The 13,638-nt window shown below is 45.4% G+C and carries 8 protein-coding genes and 1 tRNA gene; 3 read left to right on the top strand and 6 right to left on the bottom strand.

All coding sequences use genetic code 11. The features are described 5' to 3' along the window. Nucleotides 1-68 precede the first annotated feature (68 nt). Both ICN47_RS10260 and ICN47_RS10255 read left to right on the top strand, forming a co-directional pair. On the top strand, nt 69-257 hold the full coding sequence (locus ICN47_RS10260; protein WP_216219841.1) for a superinfection immunity protein: 189 nt from the start codon (nt 69-71) through the stop codon (nt 255-257). 190 nt (nt 258-447) lie between these two features. After that, a complete protein-coding gene (locus ICN47_RS10255; protein ID WP_216219840.1) occupies nt 448-3,033 on the top strand; it encodes a bifunctional aconitate hydratase 2/2-methylisocitrate dehydratase in 2,586 nt (861 codons plus the stop codon). An 80-nt stretch (nt 3,034-3,113) separates the two neighbouring features. Here ICN47_RS10255 and ICN47_RS10250 read toward each other — a convergent pair whose 3' ends face one another. From ICN47_RS10250 to ICN47_RS10240, 3 genes are read right to left on the bottom strand one after another with little or no spacing between them, the layout of a single operon-like run. Then, complete coding sequence (locus tag ICN47_RS10250; RefSeq protein ID WP_255538998.1) at nt 3,114-3,944, bottom strand: spermidine synthase; 831 nt, start codon at nt 3,942-3,944, stop codon at nt 3,114-3,116. After that, nucleotides 3,889-7,926, bottom strand: coding sequence for a phosphoribosylformylglycinamidine synthase (gene purL / locus ICN47_RS10245; protein ID WP_216219839.1), 4,038 nt, complete (start codon nt 7,924-7,926; stop codon nt 3,889-3,891). The genes ICN47_RS10250 and purL overlap by 56 nt, the downstream gene beginning before the upstream one ends. Nucleotides 7,927-7,947: 21 nt before the next feature. After that, a complete protein-coding gene (locus ICN47_RS10240) occupies nt 7,948-8,622 on the bottom strand; it encodes an ABC transporter ATP-binding protein (protein ID WP_216219838.1) in 675 nt (224 codons plus the stop codon). Here ICN47_RS10240 and ICN47_RS10235 point away from each other — a divergent pair, their 5' ends adjacent. Next, a complete protein-coding gene (locus tag ICN47_RS10235) occupies nt 8,623-9,318 on the top strand; it encodes an arylesterase (protein ID WP_255539001.1) in 696 nt (231 codons plus the stop codon). A 6-nt stretch (nt 9,319-9,324) separates the two neighbouring features. On the opposite strand, the gene ICN47_RS10230 is transcribed toward ICN47_RS10235, so the two are convergent. The 3 genes from ICN47_RS10230 to lon all read right to left on the bottom strand — a co-directional run bounded on the left by ICN47_RS10230 (nt 9,325) and on the right by lon (nt 13,500). Beyond that, on the bottom strand, nt 9,325-10,785 hold the full coding sequence (locus tag ICN47_RS10230; protein WP_216219837.1) for a peptidylprolyl isomerase: 1,461 nt from the start codon (nt 10,783-10,785) through the stop codon (nt 9,325-9,327). Between the two features lie 101 nt (nt 10,786-10,886). Next, nucleotides 10,887-10,962, bottom strand: a tRNA-Val gene (locus ICN47_RS10225). Between the two features lie 105 nt (nt 10,963-11,067). Continuing rightward, complete coding sequence (lon, locus tag ICN47_RS10220; protein WP_216219836.1) at nt 11,068-13,500, bottom strand: endopeptidase La; 2,433 nt, start codon at nt 13,498-13,500, stop codon at nt 11,068-11,070. Nucleotides 13,501-13,638 lie beyond the last annotated feature (138 nt).

Below are 13,638 nucleotides of genomic sequence, written 5' to 3'. Positions count from 1 at the left end.
CTCTGGCGGGAAATTGAAAATCGTTAATATGAGAACTCCAGCTATCTAATCTGCCCTTTTAGACCCAAATGCGCCTTTTATTCACCATCCTCATCACCGTTCTCTCCCTCTTTTATTTCCTTCCTTTTGCCATTGCTTTCAACAGAAAAAGGGCTAATACGGGGGCAATATTTGCCTTAAACCTATTCCTTGGCTGGTCTCTCATTGGCTGGGTAATCGCTCTGGTTTGGGCATTAAAGGATGAGCAAGTCGTTTAAGGGCTCTTTAGTTAGATTAAGTCCATAAAAACTGGAAAAATCTCGGTTTTCTCAATATCCTAAGGGACTAATAAATGCTTAGGGTTTAAACTCTTATATAAGACTTAATTTAGTAACTATAATTAAGGAAATTGGGTGAAAACACCCTTTTGGCCTTTCTATTGATCACTTTTACCTCATAGGAAACACCATGTTAGAAGCCTATAACGCCCAAGTCGCCGAACGTGCAGCCCTTGGAATTCCTGCCCTTCCTTTAACCAAGGATCAGACTGCTGAATTAGTAAAGTTATTAAAAAGCCCGCCAGCTGGAAAAGAAGCTGAGCTAGTAGAACTCATTACGAACCGTGTCCCTGCCGGTGTAGATGATGCAGCTAAGGTAAAAGCAGAATTTTTAGACGCCATTGCAAAAGGCACTGAGAAATCCCCTTTAATTTCCCGCATTAAAGCAACTGAATTGCTTGGCACCATGCTCGGTGGTTACAACATCAAGCCCTTAGTTGAGCTATTAACGGATGCTGAATGTGGTCCTGTTGCTGCTGAGGCCCTCAAGAAAACGCTTTTGATGTTTGATTACTTCAATGACGTTCAGGAGCTTGCTGAAAAAGGGAACGCTAACGCCAAGACTGTAATGCAGAGCTGGGCTAATGCTGAGTGGTTTACTAGCCGCCCTGCTGTTCCAGAAAGCATGAAGCTCACGGCCTTTAAGGTTACTGGCGAGACCAATACAGATGACCTTTCACCTGCACCAGATGCATGGAGCCGTCCGGACATTCCTTTGCATGCCACCATCATGCTCAAGAATCCACGTCCCGGCATCGAACCAGATGAGTCTGGTGTACGTGGCCCAATGAAGCAAATTGCTGCTCTCCAGAAAAAAGGCAATCAGATTGCTTATGTAGGAGACGTTGTTGGTACTGGATCCTCCCGTAAATCTGCCACCAACTCTGTTCTCTGGTGGACAGGACAAGATATTCCATTTGTACCAAATAAGCGTTTTGGCGGGGTCTGTCTGGGTACGAACATTGCTCCAATCTTCTTCAATACCATGGAAGACTCTGGAGCATTGCCAATCGAATTGGATGTATCCCAAATGAATATGGGCGATGAAATTGAATTACGCCCATACGAAGGAAAAGTATTTAAAAACGGTAGCGAAATCACCAGCTTTACCCTGAAATCACCTGTGATCTTGGATGAAGTTCGTGCTGGCGGCCGTATTCCATTGATCGTTGGACGTGGCCTAACAGCAAAAGCACGTGCAGCCCTTGGCCTGCCCGCTTCCACTGAGTTCCGCCTCCCAGTAAGCCCGCCTGATAACAAAAAAGGTTTCAGTTTGGCGCAGAAGATGGTTGGTCGCGCATGCGGCTTGCCAGAAGGTCAAGGCGTGCGCCCTGGAACCTACTGTGAACCACACATGACTACAGTAGGCTCACAAGATACTACTGGCCCAATGACCCGTGATGAATTAAAGGACTTGGCTTGCTTAGGCTTCTCTTCTGATTTGGTCATGCAGTCTTTCTGCCATACCTCTGCTTATCCAAAGCCAGTAGACATTCGCACTCAACACGAATTGCCGCCATTCATGACCAATCGTGGTGGCGTGGCATTGCGTCCAGGTGATGGCGTAATTCATAGCTGGTTGAACCGTTTACTTCTGCCGGATACCTGCGGTACAGGTGGCGATAGCCATACTCGCTTCCCTATTGGAATCTCCTTCCCTGCTGGCTCAGGCTTGGTTGCCTTTGCGGCGGCTACCGGCGTAATGCCTTTAGATATGCCTGAGTCTGTACTGGTTCGCTTTAAAGGCAAGATGCAGCCTGGCATTACATTGCGTGACTTAGTAAATGCAATCCCTTTATACGCAATCAAGAAAGGTTTGCTTACTGTTGAGAAACAGGGCAAGAAGAATATTTTCTCTGGCCGCATCCTAGAAATCGAAGGCTTACCTGATCTGAAGGTTGAACAGGCATTTGAGTTGTCTGATGCTTCTGCTGAGCGTTCAGCAGGTGGTTGTACTGTTCATCTGAACAAAGAGCCGATTATTGAGTACATGCAATCCAATATCACCCTCATGAAGTGGATGATTGCAAATGGTTACGAAGATAAGCGCACTCTAGGCCGTCGCATCAAAGCCATGGAAGCTTGGATTGCAAACCCACAACTTCTCAAAGCAGATGCGAACGCTGACTATGCTGAGATCATTGAAATCAACATTGATGAGATTAAAGAACCAATTCTTGCATGTCCTAATGACCCAGATGATGTAAAAGTATTATCTGAAGTCGCGGGCGATAAGATTGATGAAGTCTTTATTGGCTCATGCATGACCAACATTGGTCATTTCCGTGCAGCTGGGCAAGTATTGCAAGGTAAGAAAGATATGCCTACCCGTTTATGGGTTGCTCCCCCAACCAAGATGGATGCAATGGTTCTCATGGAAGAAGGTTATTACGGTATGTTAGGTGCCGCAGGTGCTCGTATGGAAAGCCCTGGCTGCTCTCTCTGCATGGGTAATCAAGCGCAGATTCGTAAGGGCTCTACGGCAGTATCAACTTCTACACGAAACTTCCCCAACCGCTTAGGTATCGATACGCGTGTTTATTTGGCATCCGCTGAGTTGGCCTCTGTTGCCGCACTCCTGGGTCGCTTACCAACTCCGAGCGAGTACTTAGAACAAGTAAAAGCACTCGACGCTAAGGCTGGCGATGTTTATAAATACATGAGCTTTGATAAGATCAAATCATTTAGCGATGTAGCAGATACGGTAACTGTGTAATTGCAACAAAACCTAGCTCATCCAGCTGGGATTAAAAAAGGCGATCGGATGATCGCCTTTTTTATTGTTATCAGACACTTTTAAATTGAAAGCTTATTTTCCTGCCGAGCATTTTCACGACTAATGCCCGAAACCCACTTGTTGGTAGGTAGACCGGTCTTTTCTAAAATGAGTTTGGCGCGTTTAGAAACATCCTTCCATTCAGCCTCTAATTTCGGGCCCTTGAAAGCAATTGCCACAATATTGCAGTCATGAGACTCTGGAAACAATAAAACGCGGTTACCAAAAGCTTCGCAAATATTCTGGAGATTAATATCAAGGCTTTTATGACGTGAAAACAAGTTCACTGTCATCACGCCAGGCTCCTTGAGAATGTCATAACAACCTTTATAAAAATCTAAGGAGCTTGCTGCAGGGCCATCACAAATTGCATCGTATAAATCAACCTGAACTGCATCAAACTGCTTCTTATTTTTGCTTGCATTAACAAATGTTTTAGCATCTATTTGCAGGGTCTCAAGCCTACGATCATCATTAGGAGTAAAGAACATAGATCTAGCAGCAACAATCACTGCAGGATTTAGTTCAATAACCGTTGTTTTGACTGCCGGGCAATAACGATGCTGGAACTTCGTCAATGCTCCGGTTCCTAAACCCAATTGCGCAATCTTCATGCCAGGCTTGGTTTCTAAAAACAAAAGCCAAGCCATCATTTGTTGGTTGTATTCAAGATATATTTCATCAGGGTCGCGAATACGCATCGCCCCCTGTATCAACTCAGATCCAAAGTGGAGGTAACGGACACCGCCACTTTCTGAAAAGGTTACTGGCTCCATCAACATCATCAATGAGGAATCATTTTGCCCAACGATGTGCATTACGGAATAAACGTAACCAGGGGCTAGCACCATCTGGAATTTCTAGCCACTCAGGAGGACACCAACTCATCTGAGCAGATCTAAATACGCGCTCGGGATGGGGCATCATCACGGTAAAACGTCCATCAGGAGTTGTCACTCCGGTTAAACCACCTGGAGATCCATTTGGATTCATCGGATAGGTTTCGGTCGGATTGCCCTGGTGATCAACGAAGCGTACTGCAGCCAATCCCTGCTTAGTAATTTGATCAAGGTTGCCCTGTTGGCTGAAATTAGCAAAACCCTCTCCATGTGCAATTGCGATCGGCAGTTGACTACCTTCCATGCCTTCAGTAAAGATAGAGGGTGAATGCAATACCTCTGCCATCACTAAGCGGGCTTCGTATTGCTCAGATTGATTGCGTGTAAATTTAGGCCAAGCCTCTGCGCCCGGAATAATGCCTGCAAGATTGCTCATCATCTGACAGCCATTGCATACGCCTAGAGCAAAACTATCTTGGCGAGTAAAGAATGATGAGAATTGATCACGTAACTGTTGATTAAAGAGAATGGTTTTAGCCCAACCCTCGCCTGCGCCAAGGACGTCCCCATAACTAAATCCGCCGCAAGCAATGAGTCCGCGGAAATCATTTAACTTTGCTTTACCGCTCAGTAGGTCTGACATATGAACGTCAAAACTATCAAAGCCAGCCCAATTTACGGCGTAGGCCATTTCAACGTGGGAATTAACACCCTGCTCACGCAAAATAGCTACTTTTGGCCTAGAAGACTTTGCAATAAACGGTGCTGCCACATCGTCCGCAGGATCAAATGTCAACTGTGGGGACATTCCAGGATCGGATAAGTTATCCAGCAAACCGAATTCAGAGTCAGCACATGCTGGGTTATCACGCAAACGCGCTATTTGATAGCTGGTATTGGTCCACATTTTCTGCAAGATTTCGCGTGGTTCTGCAAAGATATTTTTAGCATCACGCCAGATCTCAATGCGACCATTGGAGTTTGGTTTTCCAATGACATGACTATGGGCGCTTAGATTCAATTTACGCAAAATTGCGAAAACAGCATCACGATCTTCTCTACGAACTTGAATAACTGCTCCAAGCTCTTCATTAAATAAAGCGCGCATAGTTTGCTCATGGCGTAGGCCAGATACTTGTTGCGCCCAGTTCTTAGCATCGCCATGGTCTGGCTCATGACCAGCATAGACTGCAATCATGTCGACATTAATAGAAATACCTGTATGAGATGCGAAGGCCATTTCTGCAACACAAGCTAACAAGCCACCATCAGAACGATCATGGTAGGCGAGTAATTTATTTTCTTGGCGAAGCTCAATAATGGCGGCAGCTAGGGACTTAAGATCCTCTGGGTGATCCAAGTCAGGAGAAACTTTGCCTGATTGACCGAGAACCTGAGCCAAAATACTTCCAGCCATACGATTCTTGCCGCGACCCAAGTCAATCAAAATTAACTCTGTTTCTAATGCAGATCCATCTTGATTTTTGAGTTTCAGTAATGGGGTCGCCGTCTTGCGTACATCTTGTACAGAAGAAAATGCAGATATGATGAGTGAAACAGGTGAAACCACCTTTTTAGCATCCCCTTCATCGCGCCATTCAGTCGCCATAGACAACGAATCTTTACCCACTGGAATTGAAATCCCTAAAGCGGGACACAATTCCATTCCAACCGCCTTAACTGAGTCATACAACTTTGCATCTTCGCCGGGCGCTCCACAAGCCGCCATCCAGTTTGCAGATAACTTCACGCCCTCAAGCCGGCGAATATCTGCCGCCAATAAATTTGTAAGCGCCTCACCAACAGCCATGCGGGCCGCAGCTGGAGCATCAATTACAGCCAATGGAGTTCTTTCGCCCATGGACATTGCTTCACCACGGTAACCTTTGTAATCCATTAAGGTGACAGCACAGTCTGCAACTGGTACTTGCCATGGTCCGACAAATTGATCGCGAGCATTAAGACCACCAACCGTTCTATCGCCGATAGTGATTAAGAATGATTTGCTAGCAACAGTAGGTTGTTGTAGAACCCAAGCAATCGATTGAGCAAGATCGGCATCCGTCACATCAAGCTCTACAAATTTCTGGGGAACGCGCTGAACATCGCGATGCATACGCGGAGGCTTACCAAGCAATACTTCCATCGGCATGTCGATAGGTAATGCTTCATCTACACCCTCGGCTTGCTTAGAATCAACTAACTGTAATTGACGTTCACTGCTTGCCTCACCTACTACTGCAAATGGACAGCGCTCTCGCTCACAAAAAGATTTGAATAAATTTAGATCTTTGGCTTCGATTGCCAATACATAGCGCTCTTGAGATTCGTTGCACCAGATCTCGGCAGGGCTCATGCCGCTCTCTTCAAGGGGAATACTACGCAGCTTAAATTTAGCCCCTAGACCCGCTCCATCAGCGAGCTCAGGGAAAGCATTAGAAAGTCCGCCAGCTCCAACATCATGGATCGACACAATCGGATTTTTCTCACCGAGTGCGCGACAGGCATTGATCACTTCCTGTGCACGTCGCTCCATTTCTGGATTACCGCGTTGGACCGAATCGAAATCTAAGTCCGCTGTATTAGTACCGGTGGCAACAGAACTGCCCGTTGCACCCCCCATACCAATACGCATACCAGGTCCACCCAGTTGAATTAAAAGGTGTCCAGATTGAATTGCTTTTTTCTCGGTATGAATGGCGTCGATGCTACCGATACCGCCGGCAATCATGATGGGCTTATGGTATCCACGACGGGTGCCGTCTAGGGTTTGCTCAAAGACCCGGAAATATCCACCTAAGATCGGCCTACCAAATTCATTATTAAAAGCAGCTCCGCCTAGCGGCCCATCAATCATGATTTGTAGCGGTGTAGCAATCCGTTCGGGCTTGCCATATTTCTCAGACTCCCATGGAAAGTCAGTTCCAGGGATGTTGAGATTGGATACAGAAAAGCCTGTTAAGCCCGCTTTAGGACGCCCACCAATACCAGTGGCACCCTCATCACGAATTTCTCCGCCAGCACCGGTAGAGGCACCAGGAAATGGAGCGATTGCTGTTGGATGATTGTGTGTCTCGACCTTCATTAAGGTATGGACTAAACGCGTATCTTTCGCGTATTGTTGATGCGGACCCTGAGGTGCCCAGGTTTCTGATTCACAACCCACCATCACGGCAGAGTTGTCGGAGTAGGCAACGATCGTACCCTCTGGCTGCAACTGATGGGTATTGCGAATCATGGCAAATAAGGAACGTTCTTGATCATCACCATCAATTGTCCAGCTGGAGTTGAAAATCTTATGACGACAATGTTCACTGTTGGCTTGCGCAAACATGATGAGTTCTACATCGCTAGGATTGCGCCTAAGGCGGATAAAATTTTCTGCCAGATAAGTGACCTCATCATCAGATAGGGCTAAGCCTAATTCTTGATTGGCTTTTTCTAAAGCACTACGCCCCTCAGAAAGAACCGGAATACGGCTTAAGGGACGATCCTCCAAAGTTTGGTAGAGAGCATTAGCAGATTCAATAGAATCAATCACTACTTCAGTCATGCGATCATGAACTGCAGCCAAAACTAATTGCAACTGCTGGGGACTCAAAGCTTTTTTACTCTTCCAGGCAAACTGAATGCCACGTTCAATTCGCAGAATATCCAATCCACATTGCTGAGCGATATCCGTAGCCTTACTTGCCCATGGGGAAACGGTCCCGAGGCGAGGGATCACAATAGCGCCCTGCATATCACCTGACCCAAGGCCAAACCATGATTTACCTTGATGCAATTTTGAAATAAAGAGCTGACCGTACGTCAACAAGTTTGCAAGAACTTCTTGATTCTGAGGGCTTAGCTGCGCATCAGACCAGATGAAGTGGATGTACTGAGCCTCAATAGAGTCAAGCTCAATACCTTGTGCCACTAATAAGGCCAAAAGTCTTTGTTGGCGGAATGGGGAAAGCGCGTCAGCGCCGGGCAAAAAGTGGAAAAATGACATCCCTAGATTATAAGGTTTTGCCTATAACAATCGGCCGCCCTGAAGGTGAAGCTGCCGCTGACACCGACTGGCTAGGGCTGGATCGTGGGTGACTAAAATTAAGGTTGAATGATTGGCCCTATTTAGGTCAAAAAGCAGGTCAATCACCCTATTCCCGCTGGCTTCATCAAGGCTACCAGTCGGCTCATCAGCAAATAAGACGGCAGGCTGATTAATAAATGCGCGCGCCAATGCAACCCGTTGCTGCTCACCTCCTGAAAGTGTTCTAGGAAAGTGCTTTAAACGGTCTGATAGCCCTACTTTTTCAAGCCAATATCTAGCATCTTCATTAGCGCTCGTTGATCCCTTAAGCTCAGCTGGAAGCATCACATTTTCAAGGGCAGTAAGGTGCGGCAGGAGCTGAAACGATTGAAATACAAAACCCACATGCAACGATCTTAATGCGGCTCTACCATCCTCATCCATAAGACTGAGTTCATGATCCATTAACTGAACATTTCCACTCGTTGGGGTATCCAACCCCGCCAACAGGCTTAATAATGTACTCTTACCCGAACCAGATGAACCGGTAATGGCAACACTCTCACCCTGGAGCAGCTCAAAACAAATGTCGTGCAAAATAGTTAATACACCATCACTGGTGGTGACGGTTTTACCAAGGTGATTTGCACTAAGAACTTTTACTAAGTGGCTCATATGGATGGATGCAGGCATTCTAAAAAGATGATGAAAAACTATTGGCAAGGCTTCTTATACAGAAAATCAGTTACCGCAGGTCTATTTTGCCTGTTATTCAGCATTGTCACATCAGTCCATGCTAGTACAACTATCTTGGTAATGGGTGACAGCCTATCAGCGGAATATGGCCTGACTCGTGGCTCTGGCTGGGTAAGACTTCTGGAGGAGCAGCTTCAAAAACAAGGGAGCTCCTGGTCTGTATTTAACGCCAGCATTAGCGGTGAGACGACCTCAGGCGGGCTAACAAGATTACCTTCACTGCTACAACAAAAAAAGCCCGCACTAGTATTGTTAGAGCTTGGAGCAAACGATGCATTACGGGGACTTTCGATTGATGAAACCGAAAAGAATCTGCGCAAAATGATTCAATTGAGCAAACAATCTGGAGCGAAGGTTTTACTTTTTGGGATTCAAATTCCTCCAAACTATGGACAGGAATATACAAAAAGATTTAAAGAGATATTTCCAAAGTTAGCAAAGCAGGAAAATATAGAGCTGCTACCATTTTTTATGCAAGGACTTGCCGCTCAAAGAGACTTATTCCAGGCCGACAATATTCACCCGAATGAGAAGGCGCAAGCCCTACTATTTAATAATGTCCGGGGCGCCATGAGGCCCTACCAATATTTGTTAAAAACTAATCCCAGCAAGTAAAGAGATTTAACTACCAGTACCGGATGGTGCTGGTTTTAAAGGATTGATTGTCTTGACACTAGCTGCATCTCGCCAGAAAGACATAAAGCCGGCAAACTCAGATTGGGCAGCTAAAGCCTGTATTTGTGCTGCTTGCGCCTTATGGATCTTAGTATCACTACCAGCGGGCTGGCGGACTTGATCAACACGGTATAAGGTGGCTCCAACTCCGGGAATTGCAACCGAAACAACAGCAGGTAATTTATCAGGATTTGTTGACATCACATCATCGAGGGCTGAGCCTATTAAATTGGCTGGCTTATTACGAGAGATCCACACTGGGCTAGCGAACCCAACGGTACTCTTAGGATCCTTCTGCAAGGCGGTGTATCGATCGGATGCAGCAGCAAGCGCTAATTTTTCTGCTAAACGCTGGCTAACTTGACGCTTTACTTCAGAGGCAACCTCCTTGTAAGGCAGGGTTTGCGCTGGATGGAAGATCACCACGCGAGCGGATACAAAAACACCAGGCGAGGTTTGTACAGCTTCAATATTACGTTTATTTTTTACTGCCTCATCACCAAATAGAGACTGCAATACTTTTGGATTTTCGAGTGGGTGATCTTTAGAGGAATTCGTACCCGCTCTTGTAAGTCCTTTTTGCGTTTGAATAGTCAACTTCAACTTATCAGCAGCTGGCTTCAGGCTATCGGACTGGTCATAAGTAAGATTGGCAAATTGATCTGCCTTTTCACTAAAAACCTTAGCATCCTCTTTGGGATCTGCCTTCAGAACAAGGTATTCGACATCAATGAATTCTGGACTAACAAATAGTTTTGAATTTGCTTCATAAAATGCCTGAAGTACTTCCTGGGTAGGATTTACTTTTGAGAGGTAATCTTTGGCATCAAATTGCAAAGCCTGAATCTGTCGCTCAGTCTCATAAAGCGTAGAAACAATTTCTGAAATTTTAGGGCTGGCTAACTCAGTTCTAGCAACAGAATTCAGAAGTTGGCTAATTTTTAAATCAAATGCTTGGCTTGCATAAAACTGCTCTTCGTTCAAACCATTGTTTGAGAGAAGTTGCTTGAATCGGGCGTCATCAAAACCACCATCAGGCCTATAGAGCGCTCTGATTTGTGGGATATTTTGCAAACTCTGAATCAAAGCCTCTTTACCAACCTGAAGACGCAAGTTTGTTACTGCAAATCCCAGAATACGTTGTTGTAAGAGTTCATTTAATACGGCCTGACGAAATTGTAGGCTTTGAGCAATTTGAATATTTCCACCGGCACGCTCTGCCTGACGCTTAGCAGCTGCTTCTACCTCTTGAGCTGTAATTGGTTTCCCATTGACCTTCACTAAGTCGGTTTCTTTATCCAAAAAACCGGAATAGCTGGATATACCAAAAAATGCGAAAGAAGGAACAATAACCAACATTAATGCGAATTGCATCAACTTCTGGTGCTTACGGATGGTGTCAAACATGAATGGATTCGCTAGTATTAAATATGAATCCCGCTAGTTTACTAGGACGCTGGAAAGTAACTAGGGATTGCCAGGAAACAGGCGTAAGAGATGTGAATATTTGGTGGGCGCTGAGAGGCTCGAACTCCCGACATTCTGCGTGTAAGGCAGACGCTCTACCAGCTGAGCTAAGCGCCCCAAAATATTACAGATGAGATTGTAACCTAATAGCAAAAAGAGAGGTGGGATTCCGTCAGTTTTGATCAATGAGCGCATCAAAAAAGACGGTAAACCCCACAATTGTTAATGCTTTAGCACCTCGCTCGAGGAAACCTTTTCATTGGCTTTGCTGGCTTCAGCAGCCTTCTTAGCCAATTCTTCTGGAGTGGGATCCGGTAAAGCTTCGGGCATACGCTCTAACGCTAGTTCCAACACCTTATCGATCCAGCGTACCGGAACAATCTCAATGGCATTTTTTACATTGTCAGGAATATCGATCAAATCCTTGGCATTCTCCTCTGGAATTAAAGCAAGCTTAATTCCACCGCGATGGGCTGCTAAAAGTTTCTCCTTGAGACCACCGATAGGCAATACCTCACCACGCAAAGTAATTTCACCTGTCATTGCAACGTCTGAACGAATCGGAATGCCAGTCAAAACAGAAACCAAAGCCGTTGTGATGGCAATGCCTGCTGAAGGACCATCTTTGGGTGTAGCTCCATCCGGGAAGTGAATATGAATGTCCTTCTTTTCAAAAGATTCGTCAGCAATTCCAAGACGTCGAGATCTAGATCTGACAACAGTGCGAGCTGCTTCAACGGACTCTTTCATGACATCACCAATAGAACCGGTGCGTGTGATGACGCCCTTACCCGGCATCACTGCTGCCTCAATCGTTAGCAGATCTCCGCCAACTTCGGTCCAAGCTAAGCCGGTGACTTGACCAACTTGATTCTCTTTACCGGCCAAACCAAAGTCATACATACGAACTGAGAGGAATTTCTCAAGATTATCTGCATTGACAACAATGGGAGCAGCTTCTTTTTTGAGAAGCAATAACTTAACTACCTTACGACAAATCTTGCTAATTTCACGCTCAAGGGATCGGACACCAGCCTCACGAGTGTAATAACGGATCATGCTACGAACTGCACTGTCCTCAATTTTTAATTCATCCTTTTTTAAACCATTATTTTTGATTTGCTTTGGAATCAGATAGTTAATAGCGATACTGGTTTTTTCATCCTCGGTATAGCCTGCCAAACGAATAATCTCTAAGCGGTCAAGTAATGGTCCAGGAATATTTAAAGAGTTTGATGTTGCAACAAACATTACATCAGACAAATCAAAATCAACCTCTACATAATGATCCTGAAAAGTATGGTTTTGCTCTGGATCCAAAACCTCCAATAGAGCGCTAGCAGGATCCCCACGGAAATCCATACCCATTTTGTCAACCTCATCAAGCAGGAATAAAGGATTGCGTACACCTACCTTAGTGAGGCTCGTTAAGATCTTGCCCGGCATAGATCCAATGTAAGTGCGGCGATGGCCACGGATCTCAGATTCGTCGCGTACACCACCTAAGGCCATGCGTACAAATTTGCGATTGGTTGCCCTAGCAATAGATTGACCCAAAGAAGTCTTACCAACACCAGGAGGCCCCACCAAGCAAAGAATAGGCGCCTTGACGCGATCTACGCGCTGCTGAACAGCAAGATATTCCAGAATACGTTCTTTAACCTTATCCAAGCCGTAATGATCTTCATCCAACACTTTTTCTGCATTGGTTAAGTCGTTATTGATCTTTGTTTTTTTCTTCCATGGAAGATTTACTAAGGTATCAATAAAGTTCCTAATGACAGTGGCTTCAGCCGACATCGGTGACATGAGTTTGAGTTTTTTAAGTTCAGACTCTGCTTTTTTCAATGCCTCCTTGGGCATGCGCGCTGCTTTAATGCGCTTCTCAAGTTCCTCTAAATCAGCACCCTCTTCACCTTCCCCGAGCTCTTTCTGAATTGCCTTCACTTGTTCATTCAGGTAATATTCACGTTGGCTCTTTTCCATCTGGCGTTTAACGCGACCACGAATACGCTTCTCAACCTGCAAGATATCAATCTCACTTTCGAGATCTGCCAACAGGCTTTCCAAGCGCTGAACAACATCAGTCATCTCTAACAAGCGCTGCTTTTGCTCGAGCTTTACTGGTAAATGTGCGCAGATGGTATCTGCCAAACGACTTGGGTCATCAATTCCGCCAAGAGAAGACAAAATTTCTTGAGGGACTTTCTTGTTCAGCTTTACGTATTGATCAAACTGAGCCATGATCGCGCGACGTAATGCTTCGGTTTCGTGAGCATCCAGCGCATTCATCGCTGTTGGCGTCGCCTCGCAATTAAAGTACCCCATGCTGTCTTCAATCTGACTAACTTCAGCACGCTGCACACCCTCAACCAATACTTTGACAGTGCCATCTGGCAACTTGAGCATCTGAAGAATGTTAGCAATACAACCAACTTCATAGAGATCCTCAATAGCAGGCTCATCCTTGGCGGCTGCTTTTTGAGCCACTAAAAGGACATTTTTGCCCGTTTCCATGGCTGCCTCTAGAGCTTTAATAGATTTAGGGCGCCCCACAAATAAGGGAATCACCATATGGGGGAAGACAACTACGTCCCGTAGCGGGAGTAAAGGTAGTTGAATGGGTTCAGAGGGTAGTAATAAGTGGCCAGGCATAAGGCAAATCCTCCAAAGTAATCAATCCTCATCAGTCTTCAAAAGTGACATAGCCACTATATAGAGACATTATTTATGAGTAGCATACTACCTATATGGGTGGCGCTTTTGAAAAAACAAGGGGGAAAAGTACAAAAA

This window comes from Polynucleobacter sp. AP-Latsch-80-C2, assembly GCF_018882185.1.
Taxonomy (GTDB): domain Bacteria; phylum Pseudomonadota; class Gammaproteobacteria; order Burkholderiales; family Burkholderiaceae; genus Polynucleobacter.
This window is presented reverse-complemented; position numbering and strand designations above follow the sequence as displayed.